The sequence below is a fragment of the Curtobacterium sp. VKM Ac-2887 genome (assembly GCF_015350935.1).
GTDB lineage: Bacteria > Actinomycetota > Actinomycetes > Actinomycetales > Microbacteriaceae > Curtobacterium.
This window is the reverse complement of sequence record NZ_JADKSB010000015.1, coordinates 1-18156: the sequence shown is the minus strand read 5'-3', so window position 1 is coordinate 18156 and position 18156 is coordinate 1. Positions and strand designations below refer to the sequence as shown.

The following is an 18156-nucleotide window of genomic DNA, read 5'->3' as shown; positions in this document are numbered from 1 at the left end:
ACATGAGCGCCGCAGCCGCAGCTCCCACCAGCACCCCGGATCGCCGCCGGTGGATCGGTCTGGTCGTGATCAGCCTGGCAGTCGCGCTCATCATCGTCGACTCCACGATCGTGAACGTCGCGATCCCGAGCATCGTCGCCGACCTCGACATCGGTTCGACGCTCGTGCAGTGGGTGCAGGAGAGCTACACGCTGGTCTTCGCCGCGCTGCTGCTCGTCTTCGGTGCCGTCGCCGACCGCTTCGGTCGCCGACGCCTGCTGACCATCGGCGTGATCCTGTTCGCGGTGGCGTCGGTCCTGGCGGCGCTGTCCCCGACGGGCGAACTGCTCGTGGCGTCCCGCGTGCTGCAGGGTGTCGGTGGCGCGATGGTCCTGCCCACCACGCTGTCGATCCTCAACGTGACGTTCACCGGCCGGGAGCGCGGCATCGCCTTCGCGGTGTGGGGCTCCACGATCGGCGGGATGGTGGCGGTCGGTCCGCTGCTCGGCGGCTGGCTGACGACGGACTTCTCGTGGCGGTGGGCCTTCGGCATCAACGTCCCGATCGTGGCGGTCATCCTGGTCGGCCTCGCGGTCGCCGTGCGGGAATCGCGCGACGCCGAGCACACCGGCCGCATCGACCTCGTCGGCGCCGTGCTGTCCGTGATCGCGAGCGCTGCGCTGGTCTTCGGGCTGATCGAGGGTCGCACCTACGGCTGGTGGACTCCGTCGTCGACAAGGTTCACGATCGGCTCGTGGTCGTGGGACGGCCCGGTCTCGCCGATCCCCGTCGCGTTCGTGATCGCGATCGCTGCCGGGGTGGCCTTCGTCGTCCGCTCCCGGCGCCGGCAGCGTGCGGGCCGGTCGACGCTCATCGCCCTCGATCTGTTCGGCATCGGCTCGTTCCGGAACGGCTCGATCGCGGCGCTCATCGTGTCGCTCGGCGAGTTCGGCATCATCCTGTCGCTGCCCCTCTGGCTGCAGAACGTCCTCGGCTACTCGGCGCTGCAGACCGGCTTCGTGCTGCTGGCCCTGGCGATCGGGTCGTTCGTCGCGAGCGGGTTCGCGGCCACGGTCGGACAGCGGATCGGGGCGCTGCCGATCGTGCGGATGGGCATCGGCGCCGAGATCGTCGGGGTCGCCGCGATCGGGTTCGTCGTGACCTCGTCGACCCCGTGGTGGGCGATCGTCCCGTGCCTGTTCGTCTACGGCTTCGGCGTCGGACTCGCGACGGCCCAGCTCACCGGCGTCGTGCTGCAGGACGTCCCCGTGGAGCGCAGCGGCGAGGCCTCCGGCGCCCAGAGCACCGCGCGCCAGATCGGTTCGGCGCTCGGCATCGCGGTCCTCGGGACGGTGCTGTTCACCTCGACGGGCAGCATCCTGGAGCACCGCCTGCAGGACGCCGGCGTCTCGACCGCCCAGTCCGAGCAGATCGCCGACACCGTGGTGCAGTCCTCGGGCGGAGCGATCGCCGGCCTCGAGGGGCAGACCCGCGCCGACGCCGCCGAGGCGTTCTCCGACGGCACCCGCGCCGCCGCGTTCTCGGCCGCCGGCTTCCTGGTCATCGGCCTCGGTGCGACCCTGCGGCTCCGCGCCCCGCGCCGCCCCGACGACGACTCAGAAGCCGACGCCGACGCCGAAACCGACGCCGACGCCGACCACGAGACCCGCGCCTGACCGGGGGCCCCTTCCTGCACCGCTCCTGACGGTTCTGGTTGACGATCCCCGAGGATCCTGAACCAGAACCGTCACCGGCCGGACACGAACCCGCGTCCCCCGTGCCGTGGACGCGACCACCGACGGGACGGGAGGCGCGGCGCCTGCCTGCACCGTGCCTCCCGTCCGCTCCGACGCGCGCCCTGCCATCGCGACGCGCGCCCCGCTCAGTGCTCCGCGTCCGCCCCCTCCGGTCGGACGCGGAGCACCCGCGCTGTGGGGGTCGCCCCGCCGTTGGCGACCTCGAGCGAGCCCGAGGCGGCGTCCCACGCCACGGACCACGACCCGAGCGCCGTGGGGAACAGCGGCTCGACGACGACCGGCCGCCCGGCGAAGCCCGGCAGCGGCAACGACACCGATCCCGACGCACCGGGCAGCGACCACACCGACAGGTAGAGGTCCCCGCCGGGCGCGCGCAAGCCGAGCGCGAGCCACGGGTCCTCCCATGCCGGCAGCCCGAGCGGCCACTCCGGCACCGACGACTCGATGACCTCGAGCACTGTCCGGTGTGCGGCGATGGCGTCCCCGACCACCGCACGCTGCGCCGACGACATCTCGTTGAGGTAGCCCGACAGGTACATCCGCCCGAGCACCCCGTTCACGAGCGACAGGTCGAACAGGTCGGGCGACATCGACGGCGCCGGGTAGGCCCAGTTCCCGGCCTGCTCGGGCAGCATCGCGGCGGGGGCAGCGGCTGCGATCGACGCCGACAGCACCGGGTCCTGCTGGTCCGAGGTCGACTGCATGTGCAACCGGGACAGCATCGCGGAGTCGGCGCGCATCGCTCCCGAGGCGCAGTTCTCGATGAGGAGCGACGGGTGCCGGGCCTGCACGTCGTCGAGCCAGTCGAGCAGCGCTCTGCCGGCCGAGACCGAGCCGTCCCACGGCCCCGTCATCGTGTTGGAGTCCATCTTGAAGAAGCTGACCCCGAGCGACCCGACCAGTCGATCGACGACGGAGTCCAGGTGCGCCCGAGCGGCCGGTGACCGGAGGTCGAGCAGGTGCCGTCCGTGCTCGGCGACCCGTACCCCGTGGTGGTGGACGAAGGCATCGTCCGGCAGGGTCGCGGCCAGCGGCGAGTGGATGCCGATGACCTCGGGCTCGAGCCACAGCCCGGCCTGCATCCCCCGCGACCGGATGTGGTCGATGACGAACCCGAGCCCGGTCGGGAACCGCGACGCGGCCTCCTCCCACGCCCCGACGGTGTCCCACCAGTGCCCCTCGGCGTACCAGCCGGCGTCGATGCAGAACAGGTCCGCTCCGGCGTCGGCAGCGGCGTCGATCAACGGCAGCAGCTTCTCGGTGGTCGGGTCGCCCATGAGCGTGTTCATGTAGTCGTTGAACACGAGCGGCAGGGCGCGATCGGCCTCGCGCACGTGCCGGAACGCCCGACGCTGCGCCGTGAGCACCTCGAACGCCCCACCGACCGAGCCGGCGATCCCCACCGAGACCGGCACGGACACGAACGGCTGCCCCGGAGCCACGACCGCCGTCCACTGGTGCTCCTGGTCGGTCGGCCCGCTCAGCAGCACGTACGCGTGCCGTCGGGTCTCGCCGAGCTCGTACAGCCACGGCCCGTTGTGCTCGACCTGCCAGACGAGCGCGTAGGGCGCAGCACCAGCGGACGCAGCAGGCGTCAGCACGCCGATCGGCAGCGCCTCGCCGGTCGACCACGACCCTCGGTTCTGCACGACGGCGCGGCTGCGGGGCGGGTGGTGCTGCGCCTCGCGGTCGATCGCCGCGAGTCCGATCGACCGCAGCGGATCGGTCCGCCACCGGCTCTCGGCGGCCCAGTCGTTGTCCGCGTGCACGAGGGCCAGGTCGTCGACGCCGACCCCGGAGTCGGTCAGGAACGCCCCGGTCGCGAACGACGAGACGAAGTCCACGACGTGCTCACCGTCGTCGGCGGACACCTCGGTCCACGTCTGGAAGCCCGGGACGTCGGCGCGCGCCCGGAACACCGACTCGACCTGGAGGCCCGTGGCCACGTCCGCCTGCACGATCCGGAACCACGGATCGGTCGCGTCATCGGACCCACGCCAGGAGACGGGTCGCAGTCGCGCCCCGATCGTGGAGTCCACGTGCCGGAACCCGCCCGGGAACCGCCCGTGTCCGATCGTCGTCAGCTCCACCAGGGGCTGCGGGTCCGCCGGCCCATCGAGGAGCGCCCCGTCGGCGCGCGCTCCACCGCTCGCCGCGAACGACACGAGGGCGGCCGGCTGGTCGGCGCCGATCCGGAACCGTGCCGAGAAACCCGGGGTGACCCAGTCGGCGAAGACTCCGCTCACCGTGCGCCGACCGGTGCCGGCTCACTCGACACCCACGCGCCGACGCCGTGGTCGTAGCAGGTGGTGTTGTCGATCTTCGAGCGGTCGAGAGCGCTGCCCGAGGTCACCTTGCGGTCGATGCGCTCCGGGTCGGGGGCGGCCTCGGCGAGCAGTCGGGTGTAGTCGTGCTGCGGGTCGAGGATGACGGCGTCGGACGGCCCGCGTTCGACGACCCGGCCGCGGTAGAGCACCAGGATCTCGTCGGAGAAGTGCCGTGCGGTCGCCAGGTCGTGCGTGATGTAGAGCACGGCGAGATGGTCCTCGCGCTGCAGGCGGCCCATCAGGTTGAGCACGCTGAGCCGGATCGACACGTCGAGCATCGACACCGGTTCGTCGGCGATGAGCACCTGGGCCCCGGGGGCGAGTGCACGGGCGATGGCGACGCGCTGCCGCTGTCCACCGGAGAGCTCGTGCGGGCGGCGGCTCGCGAAGTCCTCGTCGAGGTTGACTCGGCCGAGCAGTTCCCGCACCTTCTCGGCGGTCTCGTCGGCGCCCCGGGCTCGGTGGTGCAGCTGGAGCGGCCGGGCGATGTGGTGCTCGATCGAGTGGAACGGGTTGAGCGACGCGAAGGGGTCCTGGAACACCATCTGCACGTGCCGGCGGTACATGCTGCCGACGACGGGTGTGCCGTCCTCGAGCCGCACGTCGATCGAGCCGCGGGTGGTGTTCTCGAGCTTGGCGAGCATCCGGGCGATGGTGGACTTGCCCGAGCCGGACTCCCCCACCAACGCCACGGTCTTCCCGGGCAGCAGCTCGAACGACACGTCGTCGACGGCATGAAGGGTCGTGCGCTTCAGGCCCTTGCGGGTGTGGAAGTCCTTGCCGAGGTGGCTGACGGTCACGCTGGTCATCGGATCTCCTCGTGGACGGCGGCCGCGTGGTCGTCGACGCCGGAGCGGATGAACGCGCCGCGCTCCCCCGACAGGCTCGGGAACGACTGCAGCAGCTTCTGCGTGTACGGGTGCTTCGGGTCGTGCTGGATGACCGAGGCCCGGTCGCACTCGACGACCTCGCCGCGCAGCATGATCGCGATCCGGTCGCTGATCTCGAGCAGCAGCGGCAGGTCGTGCGTGATGAACACGACGGCGAACCCGAGCTCGTCGCGCAGGCGGACGATCTCGCGCAGGATCTCGCGCTGCACCACGACGTCGAGTGCGGTGGTGGGTTCGTCCATGATCATGATCTGCGGCTCGAGCAGCATCGCCATCGCGATCATCACGCGCTGCCGCATGCCGCCGGACAGCTCGTGCGGGTACGCGGTGATGCGGGACGGATCGACGCCGACGCGGCTCAGGGCGTCCTCGGCGATCGCGCGCCGTTCCTTGCGGCCCAGGTCGCGCCGGTGTTCCTTCAGGGCGTCGTCGAGCTGCGCCCGGATGGTGGTGACGGGGTTGAGGGCGTTCATCGCGCCCTGGAACACCATCGACAGCTTCGACCAGCGCACGGCCCGCAGCTGTTCGTGCGGCAGCCCGAGCAGGTCGATGTCGGTGCCGTCGCGGTCGTGGAACGTGATGCTGCCCGAGGCGACCTTGGCCGGCGGTCGGTGCAGCCGGGTGATCGCGTAGGCCAGGGTCGTCTTGCCGCAGCCGGACTCCCCCGCGAGCCCGAGGATCTCGCCGGGTGCCAGGGTGAGCGACACGTCCTTGACGGCGTGCACGGGGTGTTCGGTCTCGTAGACGACGTCGAGGTGGTCGATCGTCAGCACGGCTTCGGCACTCATCGGACGAACTCCTTCGTGGTGCGCGCGGAACGCGAGGCGCGGGCAGCCCGCTTGGCGCGACGTTCGCGCCGCCGCTGGGCACGCACGTTCGCCAGTCGTGGGTTGATGACCTCGTCGATCGAGAAGTTCACCAGGGACAGGCCCATGCCGAGCAGGGCGATGAGCAGGCCGGGCGGCACGAACCACCACCAGGCGCCGTTCGCCAGCGCGAAGCCGTTCTGGGCGTAGAAGAGCATGGTGCCGAGCGTCGACGAGTTCGACGCCCCGAGGCCGAGGAACGACAACCCCGCTTCTCCGAGGATCGCGGCGATCACCGCGAACACGAACTGCGACGCCAGGACGGGCAGCAGGTTCGGCAGGATCTCGACGGCGATGACCCGCCAGGGTCGTTCACCGGCGACACGGGCGGCGGAGACGTAGTCGCGGTTGCGGATCGACATCGTCTGCGCCCGCAGGACCCGGGCGGACCCGGCCCACGAGGTGATCGCGAGGACGACGGCGATGGTCCAGAGCCCGCGGGCCTCGCGCGGGACCAGGCCCGAGATGACGATGACGAGCGGCAGGCCGGGGATGACGAGGAACACGTTCGAGAACAGCGAGAACGCCTCGTCCATGATCCCGCCCAGGTAGGCGCCCAGGATCCCGAAGAACGCGGACAGCACCGTGGCGAGGACGCCGACGATCAGGCCGATCTGCAGGCTGCCCCGGGTGGCGTAGGCGAGCTGGGCGAGGACGTCCTGCCCGGTCTGGGTCGTCCCCAGGAGGTTCTCGCCGCTCGGTCCCTGCAGTCCGGAGTCGCGGATGGTGGTCGGGTCGCCGACGAGCAGCGGTCCGACGACGCCGAACAGCGTGACGCCGGCGACGAGGGCGATGCCCGTGATGAGCCACGGGGTCAGGGTCGGCAGGAATCGGCGGATCCCGCCCTTCGGTCGTGTCGAGCGGGCCGTGGCGATGCTCCGCGTCGACCCGGCGTCGGCCTCTTCGGCGAGTGCGCCGATGGTGGGTTCGGTGTCCTGCTGGATGTTGGTCATGGCGTGTCCTCCCTAGCTCCGCGCCCGCGTCCGCGGGTCGATGAGCCCGTACAGCAGGTCGACGACGAGGTTCGCGCCGAGGACCGCCAGGGTGATGAACAGGAAGATCCCCTGCATGAGCGCGTAGTCGTTGTTGGTCACGGCGGACAGCAGCTTCGACCCGATGCCCGGGTACGAGAACACCTGCTCGGTGACGACGGAGCCGGACACGATGAACCCGAGGGAGATCGCGAACCCGGCGACCGAGGGCAGCACGGCGTTCCGGGCGGCGTAGTTCCGCAGGATCTTGCCGTCGGACAGCCCCTTGGCCTGGGCGGTGGTGATGTAGTCCTCGGACAGCGTCGACACCATCATGTTGCGCATGCCGAGCAGCCAGCCGCCGAGCGATGCGAGCACGATCGTCACCGCGGGCAGCACCCCGTACTGGATCGCGGAGGCGATGAAGTCCCAGTTGAACCCCGGTGTGAGGATCACGTCGTAGCCGCCCTGCGCCGGGAACAGGTGGATGCCGGTGGCGAAGAAGTACACCAGGATCAGCGCGAGCCAGAAGTACGGCACCGCGGCGAGCAGGGTGGTGGCCGGCACGAACGAGTCGAGCCAGGTGCCCGGACGCCAGCCGACGAAGGCCCCGAGGCCGACGCCGATGATGGCGGCCAGGATGGTGGCGATGCCGACCAGGGCGATGGTCCACGGCAGCGAGCTCGCGATGACCTCGGTGACGGGGGCCGGGAAGTAGCTGACGGACACCCCGAGGTCACCGCGGAACACGTTGACCAGGTAGTGGCCGTACTGGGAGATCAGCGGCTCCGAGGAATCGCCACCGAGGAGCAGCTCGTACGCCTGCCGTGTCGCCGGGGTCACCTGCCCGCCGCGCTGCTGGAGCTTGGCGAGCAGGATGTCCACCGGGTTCCCGGGCAGCAGCCGCGGGATGATGAAGTTCAGCGTCAGTGCCGCCCACAGCGCGACGATGTAGAAGCCGATCTTGCGCAGGAAGTAGGTCATCGTCGAGTGCTCCTCGGTCGCGATCCCATCGTGGTCAGCCCTTCGCCGGCTTCAGTGCCTTGAAGATCTCGGCGTTGTCCGGGCTCGCCCAGACCGCCGGGAAGGCGTAGAGGTCGTCCTTCGTGGGCCAGCCGGTGAACTTCGCCGCGTGGAACTCACTCGTCGTGCCGCCGGTCATCACGGGGATGTACGGCAGGTCCTCGACGATGTGCTGCTGGATCGTGTCGAGTTCCGGCTGCGTCGCGGCGGTGTCCTCGGGGTTGATCGTGGCGAGCTTCGCGATGGCCTTGTCCACGTCGGGGTTGCTGTACCGCGAGATGTTCATCGGGGCTGCTGCACCGACCTTCGCGGTGTTCGCCGTCGTGAAGTAGTTGTTGTACAGGTAGTACGGGTTCGCCGTCGGGCCCTGGCCGAGCGAGTCGATCGCGAGCTCGAAGTTGCCCTTGGTCTTCTTGTCGGTCCACTCGTTCCACGACGACTGCTGCGCCTTGAGCTCGATGCCCGCGGCCTTGAGCTGCTGCGTCATCGTGTCGATCGCGGTGATGTAGTCGGTCCAGCCGGTGACGACCTCGACCGTCAGGGACAGCTTCTTGCCGTCCTTGGCGTAGATGCCGTCCGAGCCCTTCTTCCACCCGGCGCCCTCGAGCGACGACGCGGCGGCGGCCTTGTCGGCGGTCTCCGGCATCACGGCCGGCTCGATGTCCTTCGAGATGGTGTCCTTCTGCGTCGTGGTGAGCGCGAAGGTCGGCGAGATCTCGCTCGCGGTGTTCTCGAACGCCAGCGAGTTGAGCTGCTTGCGGTTGATCGCGTCGGCGATGGCGTGACGCACGGCCGGGTCGGTCTGCGGGCCGGTGCAGCCGAGGTCGGTGTTCGCGCAGGTGAGCAGCGCCATCTGGTTCTGCCCGACGGTGATGCCGTCGTAGCCGTTGTAGTTGCCGGCGATGTCGTCCATGTTCGGCACCGGGCCGGTCTGCCAGTCGATCGAGCCCTGCTTGAGCGCGTCGGCACCGGCGGTGTTGCCGGAGAGCGACAGGTAGCGGATGGTCTTCACGGCCGGGGCGCCGTCCCAGTACTTCTTGTTCGCCTCGAGGGTGAAGGCCTGCGCCTTGAAGGTGCCGAGCGTGTACGGACCGGTGCCGACGGGCTCGCGCACGACGTCGGTGGTCGGGTCGATGTCCTTCCACAGGTGCTCGGGCACGATCCAGGTCTTGCCGAGCAGGTTCGGGCCGAGCACGAACGACGGCTTGTCGAACGTGACGACGACCTTGGAGTCGCCGTCGGCCTTCGCGGTGCCGTCGTAGCCGATCGAGTTCAGGGCCTTCTGCTTCTTGAGCATGTCGAGCGTGAACACGACGTCCTTCGAGGTGAAGGGCTCGCCGTCGCTCCAGGTCGCCCCGTCGCGCAGCGTGATGGTGAGCTGCGTGCCGTCGGTGTTCCACTCGTACGACTTGCCGAGCAGCGGCTTCGGGTCGTTCGTGTTGACGTTGGTGATGAAGAACAGCGACTCGTAGATCGTGCCGACGCCGCCGATGTTGGACGGCGACCACGGGTTGAAGTTGATCTGGTAGTCGCCGGACTGTCCGGTGTAGGCGACCAGGGTCGAGGCGGCGTCGTCCTTCGTGCTGGCGTTGCCGCTCGCGCTGCAGCCGCTCAGCGCGAGGCCGGCGGCGAGGAGGACGGCGGCGCCGATGGCGAGCCGTGAACGGGTTGGGTTGAACATCGTTGTCCTCTCGGTCTGCGTCGTCGCAGGATCCACGTTGTGAGCGTGATTGTTACACGCGTAAACTAAGGCGGTCAAGGGGTCGGGTCACGGCCCCGTCACGATTGAGGAGACGCAATGGAGCGGACCACCCTGGACGGCACGTGGACGGTCGAGGCGGTGCACGGCCCGGCGCAGGCCGATGCGCACCGGGAGCCGGTCGCCGCGATCGTCCCCGGCTGCGTGCACACCGACCTGCTGCGGGCGGGCCGGATCCCCGACCCGTTCGACGGCGACAACGAGGCTGCGACCCAGTGGATCGGCGACACGGTGTGGCGGTACCGCCGCACCTTCGCGTGGTCGGGCGAGACCGGCACGGGCCCGACCACGCACGCCCGCCACGACCTCGTCGCCGAGGGGCTCGACACCCTCGCGACGATCGAGCTGAACGGCATCGTCGTCGCCACCACCGCGAACCAGCACCGCGCGTACCGGTTCCCCGTCGGGCACCTGCTGCGCCCCGGCACGAACGAGCTCGTGATCACCTTCGACGCCCCGGTCCCCGCGGCCGAGCGACTGTCCGCCCTGCACGGCGGCGAACTCCCCCACGTCAACCACCACCCGTACAACGCGCTCCGCAAGAACGCGTCGAACTTCGGCTGGGACTGGGGCATCGACGTCGCCACGAGCGGCATCTGGAAGTCGATCGGCATCGAGTCGTGGAGCGGCGCCCGCATCGCGGCCGTCCGCCCCCTCGTCGACGTCGACGGCACCACCGGCGTGCTCACCGCGCACGTCGACGTCGAGTCCGCAGGTTCCACCGGGGCCTTCTCCCAGCACATCGGGTCGGCTCCGGTCGCAGGGGTGTCGGGCCGGGCCGGCCTGGAGGCGCGGGTCACCCTGACCCCGCACGTCACCCCCGGCGGGGCCGACGGCCACGGCGCCGCCCTGGCCGAGCAGAGCACGTCCGCCCCCGGCGCGAGCGGCACCGAGGCGGCGGCGACGTCCGTCGGGTCCGGCACCGTGCCTCCCGGCCGCCCGTCCGCGCCGGGCGCGACGTCCGTCACCAGCGTGCGCGCCGTCGTCGACGGCACCGCCGTCGTGCGGCTCGAGGTCCCCGACGTCGCCGTCTGGTGGCCGCGCGGCGAGGGCGACCAGCCGTTGTACGACGTCCGGGTCGAGGTCGGCGACGACGTCTGGACCGGCCGCGTCGGGTTCCGCACCGTGACGCTCGACACCGCCGCCGACGCCGGCGGAGCCCCGTTCCTGCTCCGGGTGAACGACCGGCCGGTGATCGTGCGGGGCGCGAACTGGATCCCCGACCACGCGTACCTGACCGAGATGACGCCCGAGCGCTACGCCGACCGGATCGACGACGCGATCGAGGCGAACGTCAACCTGCTCCGGATCTGGGGCGGCGGGATCTACGAGTCCGACGACCTGTACGACCGGTGCGACGAGCTCGGCGTGCTCGTCTGGCAGGACTTCCTGTTCGCCTGCGCCGCCTACGCCGAGGAGCCCTGGCTGGCCGACGAGGTCGAGCCCGAGGTCCGCGAAGCCGTCACCCGGCTCAGCCCGCACCCGTCGCTCGTGGTGTGGAACGGCAACAACGAGAACCTCGTCGCGTACGCCGAGTGGGGCTGGCGGCCGTCGCTCGTCGGCCGGACCTGGGGCAACGGCTACTACCGCTCGCTGCTGCCCTCCATCGTCGCCGAGCTCGACCCGACCCGTCCGTACACGCCGGGCAGCCCGTTCTCGTTCGACGAGTACCTGACGCCGAACGACGAGCGGAACGGCAGCGTGCACATCTGGGACGTCTGGAACCGGCTCGACTACCGCGCCTACGCCGACTGGAACCCGCGGTTCGTGGCGGAGTTCGGGTTCCAGGGGCCGCCCGCCTGGTCGACCCTCACCGCCGTGGTGCACGACGAGCCGCTCGACCCCGACGGCCACGAGATGCTCGTGCACCAGAAGGCCGACCAGGGCAACCGGAAGCTCGCCGACGGCATGCGCGGGCACCTGCCGACGCCGACGAGCATCGAGGACTGGCACTTCGCCGCGCAGCTCAACCAGGCGCACGCGATCCGCTTCGGCATGGAGTGGTTCCGGTCCCGCACGCCCGACAACACCGGCATGATCGTCTGGCAGCTCAACGACGACTGGCCCGTGGTTTCCTGGGCGCTCGTCGACCACGCGGGCATCCGGAAGCCGGTCTGGTACGCGGTGCGGCAGGCCTACCAGCCGGTGCTGCTGACCGTGCAGCCGTCTGCTGCCGGGGCTGCGGGCGCCGCCGGCGCTGCTGGTGGGTTCGACGTCGTGCTCGTGAACGCGTCCGGGGCGCCGGTCGCCGACGAGGTCACGGTCGCCCGCGTCGCCTTCGACGGCACGGTGCTCGACTCGTCGTCGTTCTCGCTGGCCGCCGCACCCGCCGACGCCGACCGGGTCTCGCTGCCGGCCTCGCTCGCCGTGCCCGGGGACGCCGGGTCCGAGGTGCTCGTCGTCACCGGAGCCGGAACCCGCACGGTGTTCGACTTCGCCGAGGCCGTCGACCAGGTGCTCGCCCGCTCGCCGCTGTCCGCGTCGGTCACGGCGACGGACGACGGGGCGGTCGTGATGGTGACGGCGACGTCCTACACGCGGGACGTCTCGCTGTTCCCGGACCGCGTGGACCCGGCCGCTCGGGTCGACGACGGCCTCGTGTCCCTGCTGGCCGGCGAGTCGGTGACCTTCACGGTGACGGGTGTGCCGGGTATCGACCCCGAGGCGCTCGTCGGCCCGCTCGTCCTCCGCCACGCGGGCTCGCTCCTCCCCTGACACGGGCCGCGCTCGGGCGGGGACGGGTTCTGCCAGCGGCGTGACGGTTCTGGTTCACGATCCTGCGAGATCGCGAACCAGAACCGTCAGCACACCAGTACGGCCGCGCCGTCCCGCCGAGCGGGCGAAACACCCGCGTGCGCACGCCACGAACCGGGATGTTCCGCCCGCTCGCCGGCCGCGCCTGCCCGACCACGGCCGACGGCCGACGGCCGACGGCAGCCGGCCGTCGGCGGCAGGCAGGCCGACGGCGGCAGGCAGGCCGACGGCGGCAGGCAGGCCGACGGCGGCAGGCAGGGTCGCGTCAGTCGAGGGCGTGCAGCTCGAACACGATGGCGGTCGCGGGGGCCAGCAGCGGCAGCCGCGCCCCGACGTCCTCGAGCACCGCACCCGACAGCTCCAGGTGCCCGCGCACGAGCCACGCCGGCGGCACCATGTCGAGTCCGTGCGGCACCCGCAGCCCCGTGACCGGGGCGAGCCGGTAGCGCCGCGCCCGGTCGAGCCCCCGCATCCGCAAGGGCACCGGCAGCGACTGCGGCCCGGTCTCGGTCCGTGCGACCCGCACCAGTGCCCGCGACCGGTCGACGGCCACGACCGAGGTCGCCACGAGCCCGGGGTCGCCGAGCTCCAGGTGCCGCAGCCGGCCGGTGTGCAGCAGCCCACGCTCCCGCTTGTACAACGCCGTCCACGCCCGCAGCCGGTCGAGCTCCGTCGGGGACAGTCGGGTGACGTCGGTCTCGATGCCGGCGGACCCGAACAGCGACACCGCCATCCGGAAGTCCAGGTCGAGGTGCCGGCCGGTGGTGTGCGAGACCTCGGGGCCGACGTGCGAGCCGATCAGTTCGAGCGGCAGCAGTGCCTCGGTCCAGCGTTGGATCGGCAGGCGTTCGAACGCGTCGTTCGAGTCCGACGGCCACACCCGGTCGGTGCGCTCCAGCACGCCGAGGTCCACCCGGGCGCCGCCGCTCGCGCACGCCTCGATCTCGAGCCACGGGTGCCGGGCGCGCAGGGCGTCCATCAGCGTCCAGACCCCTCGGGTGTGCGCGTCGATGCCGGCGCGTCCGGCGTGGACCGCGTGCACGATGTCACGGTTCTGATCCCACTTCACGAAGTCGACGTGGTGCGCCCCGATGACTGCGGACATCGCCTCGAGCACGTACGCCCGCGCGAGCGGGTTCGCCATGTCGAGCACGTACTGGTTCCGCCAGGTGCGGACGTCGTCCTCGGGGCGCTGCAGCAGCCACTCGGGGTGCGCCGCCGCGAGCTCGGAGACCGGGCTCACCATCTCGGGCTCGAACCACAGCCCGAACTCCATGCCGAGTCCGCGGACCCGGTCGACGAGCGGCCCGAGGCCGTCCGGCCACACCGTCGGGTCGACGCGCCAGTCCCCCAGCGACGTCGAGTCCGAGCGCCGCCCGAGGAACCAGCCGTCGTCGAGCACGAACCGCTCGACGCCGATGTCCGCAGCGGTCTCGGCCAGGGCGACCAGGGGCGCGAGGCCCTGCCGGTAGTAGACGGCCTCCCACGTGTTGAGCACCACCGGCCGGGGGCGCTTCGGGTGACCGGGGCGGCTGCGGAGTGAGTCGTGCAGCCGGTCGGACAGGCCGTCGAGCCCGGCGTCGCTCCACACGAAGACGGCGTCGGGCGCGGCGAAGGACTCCCCCTGCCCGAGGACCACCTCGCCGGCGCGCAGGAGTTCCCCGGCACCGAGCAGCGGTCGCGCCTCGGCGAGCAGGTCGTGGCGGTGCACCGAGTCGGCGCTCCAGGCCAGGTGCACACCCCAGACCTCACCGGAAGCGTCCGAGAACCCCGGCGTCCCGAGCACGAGCAGCGTCGGGGCGTCGTGGCCGGTGCGACCGCGGCGGCTCTCCCGTGCGTGGCTGCCGGCGGTCAGGGTCCGGCGCTGCGGGGTGCGCTCCCGGGTCCAGCGTCCGGCCAGGTCGAGCACCTCGCCGACCCGTTCGTCGACGGGCAGCGTCGCCTCGAGCGCTTGCAGGTGCACGGGAACGGCGGCCCCGTTCGTCACGGTGTGCCCGACGCGCAGCACCCCCGCGGCGTCGAGCCGGAAGGCGCTCCGCAGCAGCAGTTCGTCGGACACCGCGGTCACGACCAGCGCGCCCGGCTCCGCGGTCACCTCGACGTCGCGCCACCGCGGCACGAGCGGCAGCCCGTCGACGTGCCCGGCGATCGCGGGTCGTCCCTCCCACCCGTCGCGTTCGGTCGGCAGCACGGTCAGTGGCCAGGCTGCATCGAGGGCGCTCGGTCCGAGCGGCCGTCCGAGCGCGAGCAGCAGTTCGGCGCCGTCGCCGTCCGTGACGGGTCCGACGTCGCGGCCCCAGTGCAGCACCTCGGGCAGCCCGTCGTCGGCGGTCGCCAGCACGAGCGACACCCCGCCGCCGCGCAGGACCTGCACCTGCCGTCCGTCGAGTGCGCGCGCCGGCGCCGGATCGCGGTCCACGACGGTCACGACGCACGCTCCTCGCGCAGGACGCGGACGCGACCGGCGGGCACGACGGTCTCCGGCCCGTGGCCGGAGCCGTCGAGCAGGTCCGTACCGGACGCGACGACCGTCACGTCGTCCGCGCGGTGGTTGACGAGGAACAGGAACACGGATCCGTCGTCGTGGACGCGGCGCACCGCCTCCAGGCCGGGAGGCGCGGTGACCGTCCGCGGGAGCGCGCGCTCCTCGACGACCCGGTCCACGAGCCGCTGGGTGCTCTGGGCAGGCAGCATCGCGGACACGTACCAGGCGCCGCCGCCGACGGCGCGGCGGGTGACCGCTGCGCGGTCCGCGAGCGGCCCGTCCGTGTAGCGGAGCACGACGTCGGCGTCGTCGACCACGACGGCCTCGGCCCAGTCGGTCACGGTGCCGCCGTCGTCGAGCGTGCGGGTCTCGTCGCGCTGCAGCGGGGTGAACTCCTCGCTCCAGGCGCCGAGCACCTGCCGGAACGCGCCCGGGTAGCCGCCGGCGCGGATGCGGGCGGTCTCGTCGGCGACGCCGGACAGGTAGGTGACGATGAGGGTCGCGCCGCGGTCGACCACCGCGGCGATCCGTGCGGCGGTGGCGTCGTCGACGATGAGCATCGTGGGGACGACGACCACGTCGTAGCCGTCGAGGTCGGCATCCGAGGGCACGACGTCGGTGAGCACCTGTCGGTCGTGGAACGCGGCGTACCAGGCTCGGAGTTCCCGCGAGTACCGCAGCGCTCGGTGCGGCTTCAGTCCGGACTGCAGTGCCCAGCCGGACGGCTCGTCGACGACGATCGCGACCCGGGCCGGTTCGACGCGACTGCCCTGCACGGGGGCGAGGTCACGGAGTGCCCGGCCGAGCGCGACGACCTCGCGCCAGATCCGGGTGCGGGTGCCGGCGTGCGGGACCATCGCGGAGTGGAACTGCTCGGCCCCCGCGGTGGAGGCCCGCCACTGGAAGAACAGTGCGCCGTCGGACCCGCGGGCGACGTGCACGAGCGAGTTGCGCAGGATCTCGCCCGGTTCCTTCGCCCGGTTGCGCTGCTGCCAGCTCGGGCCGCCCGTCGAGTGCTCCATGAGCAACCACGGGGTGCGGCCGGCGGTGATGCCGCGCATCCGGTCAGCGGCGAGGGCGAGGTCCTGCTCGCGGTGCGGGTCGTCGACGAGCGTGTAGTGGTCGTTCGCCGGGATCGCGACGTGCTTCGCCCACGCGGCGTAGTCGACGACCTGCGATCCCGCACCGACCATGAAGTTCGTCGTGACGGGGACGTCCGAGTGCTGCTCGATGACGGCCTTCTCGGCGTCGAAGTGCCGGAGCAGGGCGTCGGACGAGTACCGCTCGAAGTCCAGGAAGAGGCCGGGGTTCGGTGCGCCGCCGACGCCACGCGGGGGTGAGACCTCGTCGAAGGACGTGTAGGTGTGCCCCCAGAAGGCCGTTCCCCACGCGGCGTTCGCGGTGTCGACGTCCCCGTACCGGTCGGCGAGCCAGCGTCGGAAGTCCGCTGCCGACTCCTCGCAGTAGCAGCGGCCGTTCCCGCCACCGAGCTCGTTGCTCACGTGCCACAGCCGCACCGCGGGGTGGTGACCGTACCGTTCGGCCAGGGCACCGACGATCCGCAGGGCGTGCTCGCGGAAGACCGTCGACGCCGCACACCACCCGAGGCGTCCGCCCGGGCGCTCCCGTCGCTCCGTGGCGTCCACCGGCAGCACCTCGGGGTGGGCGGTCAGCAGCCAGTTCGGCGGGGCGGCGGTCGGCGTCGCGAGGTCCACGGCGATGCCGTTGTCGTGCAGCAGGGCGATGACGTCGTCGAGCCAGTCGAAGGTGTACTCCCCCGACGACCGCTCGAGCAGCGCCCACGAGAAGACCCCGATCGTGACCAGGTTCACCCCGGCCTCGCGCATCAGGCGGACGTCCTCGAGCCAGACCTCGCGCGGCCACTGTTCAGGGCTGTAGTCGCCGCCGAACGACAGGCCGTCGGTCGGCCACGGGACGGTGGGGGCAGCGGTCACGGCATCTCCTTCGATGGGTGGACCGCACCAGCCTCCCGTCTCCGGCGGTGTTTGTCAACGTGTGTAACTAACGCACCGTCAGTGGTGCCGCATCAGGTCTCCAGCAGCTGCCGGATCGCGAGGACCGCCCCCGCTCGCGCCCACTCCGAGAACTCGAACGGCTGCACCTCGACGGTCACCGGCTGCCGGTACGGCGCCAGGGCAGCACGGAGCGACTCGTCCACCGTGGTCCGCGCCAGGTCGTACACCGGCAGCCCGTCGCCGGTCAGGACGATCGCGGCAGGGTCGGCGATGTGCACCGCAGTGGCCAGGACGACACCGAGTGCTCGTCCGGCGTCCTCGAACGCCGCCATGGCCTGCTCGTCACCGTTCCGCGCGAGCTCCACGACCTGCTCGTACGACGATCCCTCGCGCCCGGCGTTCCGCACGATCACCGGACTCGGCAGGTAGCTCGAAGCACACCCCGCGTGCCCGATGCCGCAGTCGGGCCCACCACCGAGGACCGGCAGGTGCCCGATCCGACCGAGTCGTCCGTGCTCGCCGGTGGAGACCTGCCCGTTCACGATGAGCCCGAGACCGAGCCCCTCGCCCACGGTCACCAGGGCCATGGACCCGCGGCCGGCGCCGGCACCGAACCAGTGCTCCTTGACGGTCAGGGCGTGGACGTCGTTCGCCGTGAAGGCTGCGAGCCCCGTTCGCTCCCGGACCATCCGTGCGAACGGGACGTCGGTCCACCCGAGGAACGGCGACGACGCCACGACGGCCTCTCCGCCCCGGGTGAGGACGTCACCGGGCAGGGAGACCCCGACGGCGCAGATGGCGGGGTGCACGGCACGGAGGCGCTCGTGCACGGTGCTGATCTGGTCAGCCAGGTCCTCCGGCACGGTCGAAGGGACGGTCTCCTCGTGCAGCGCGAGGACACGTCCGCCCAGGTCGGTCACCGCGGCGTACAGGCGTTCGCGGGTCAGCTTGACGCCGAGGAACTCCCACTGCCCGGAACTCGACTGCAGCAGCTCCGACGGCCGACCGGTGGCCCCACGCACGTCGGTGCCGACCTCGACCACGAGCCGGTGTGCCACGAGGATCCGCATCGCCCGGGTCAAGCTCGCGCGCGACAGCCCGAGCGACCGAGCGATCTCCGCCCGCGAGAGCGTGCCGTGGATGAGGATCTCCCGCAGCGCCAAGCGGGAACCCTCGGGCAGTGCCGGCCAGGCTTCGGTCATCGTTCCTCCGTCGTCGGCTGATCCTACGGCTCAGCCCGGAAACGCAGAAAACCCCTGACCAGTGCTGGTCAGGGGTTCCCTGGTGTTGCCTACGTTAAGTCCGGCGGCGTCCTACTCTCCCACAAGGTCCCCCTTGCAGTACCATCGGCGCTGAGAGGCTTAGCTTC

General features: G+C 71.5%; 11 protein-coding genes. 2 read left to right on the top strand and 9 right to left on the bottom strand.

Going from position 1 to position 18156, the window contains the following annotated elements; genetic code table 11:
- Positions 1 to 2 precede the first annotated feature (2 nt).
- Complete coding sequence (locus tag ITJ69_RS15640) at positions 3 to 1655, top strand: DHA2 family efflux MFS transporter permease subunit (protein WP_194673260.1); 1653 nt, start codon at positions 3 to 5, stop codon at positions 1653 to 1655.
- Between the two features lie 206 nt (positions 1656 to 1861).
- Here the strand turns inward: ITJ69_RS15640 and ITJ69_RS21020 are convergent, their stop codons facing one another.
- The 6 genes from ITJ69_RS21020 to ITJ69_RS15610 are packed head-to-tail and all read right to left on the bottom strand — an operon-like array spanning position 1862 to position 9494.
- Positions 1862 to 3982, bottom strand: a complete 2121-nt coding sequence (locus ITJ69_RS21020) for a glycoside hydrolase family 36 protein (RefSeq protein ID WP_194673259.1) — start codon at positions 3980 to 3982, stop codon at positions 1862 to 1864.
- A complete protein-coding gene (locus ITJ69_RS15630; protein WP_194673258.1) occupies positions 3979 to 4872 on the bottom strand; it encodes an ABC transporter ATP-binding protein in 894 nt (297 codons plus the stop codon). Before ITJ69_RS15630 ends, ITJ69_RS21020 begins: the two co-directional genes overlap by 4 nt.
- Positions 4869 to 5741, bottom strand: a complete 873-nt coding sequence (locus ITJ69_RS15625; protein ID WP_181437678.1) for an ABC transporter ATP-binding protein — start codon at positions 5739 to 5741, stop codon at positions 4869 to 4871. The genes ITJ69_RS15630 and ITJ69_RS15625 overlap by 4 nt, the downstream gene beginning before the upstream one ends.
- Positions 5738 to 6772, bottom strand: coding sequence for an ABC transporter permease (locus ITJ69_RS15620; RefSeq protein WP_166673459.1), 1035 nt, complete (start codon positions 6770 to 6772; stop codon positions 5738 to 5740). The genes ITJ69_RS15625 and ITJ69_RS15620 overlap by 4 nt, the downstream gene beginning before the upstream one ends.
- Before the next feature lie 12 nt (positions 6773 to 6784).
- Positions 6785 to 7774 carry an ABC transporter permease gene (locus ITJ69_RS15615; protein WP_111086984.1) on the bottom strand — a complete coding sequence of 330 codons (990 nt, stop codon included), beginning with the start codon at positions 7772 to 7774 and terminating at the stop codon, positions 6785 to 6787.
- Between the two features lie 34 nt (positions 7775 to 7808).
- Positions 7809 to 9494: an ABC transporter substrate-binding protein gene (locus tag ITJ69_RS15610; protein ID WP_123340274.1), complete on the bottom strand. Its 1686-nt coding sequence runs from the start codon at positions 9492 to 9494 to the stop codon at positions 7809 to 7811.
- Between the two features lie 117 nt (positions 9495 to 9611).
- Here ITJ69_RS15610 and ITJ69_RS15605 point away from each other — a divergent pair, with 117 nt between their 5' ends.
- The gene (locus ITJ69_RS15605) at positions 9612 to 12287 is read left to right on the top strand and encodes a glycoside hydrolase family 2 protein (RefSeq protein WP_194673257.1); all 2676 of its coding nucleotides are present in this window, start codon (positions 9612 to 9614) and stop codon (positions 12285 to 12287) included.
- 304 nt (positions 12288 to 12591) lie between these two features.
- Here the strand turns inward: ITJ69_RS15605 and ITJ69_RS15600 are convergent, their stop codons facing one another.
- From ITJ69_RS15600 to ITJ69_RS15590, 3 genes are all read right to left on the bottom strand, one after another.
- Positions 12592 to 14754: an alpha-galactosidase gene (locus ITJ69_RS15600; protein ID WP_323743128.1), complete on the bottom strand. Its 2163-nt coding sequence runs from the start codon at positions 14752 to 14754 to the stop codon at positions 12592 to 12594.
- The gene (locus tag ITJ69_RS15595) at positions 14751 to 16766 is read right to left on the bottom strand and encodes a beta-galactosidase (protein WP_194673256.1); all 2016 of its coding nucleotides are present in this window, start codon (positions 16764 to 16766) and stop codon (positions 14751 to 14753) included. The genes ITJ69_RS15600 and ITJ69_RS15595 overlap by 4 nt, the downstream gene beginning before the upstream one ends.
- A 92-nt stretch (positions 16767 to 16858) precedes the next feature.
- Positions 16859 to 17989, bottom strand: coding sequence for an ROK family transcriptional regulator (locus ITJ69_RS15590; protein ID WP_194673255.1), 1131 nt, complete (start codon positions 17987 to 17989; stop codon positions 16859 to 16861).
- Between the last annotated feature and the right edge of the window lie 167 nt (positions 17990 to 18156).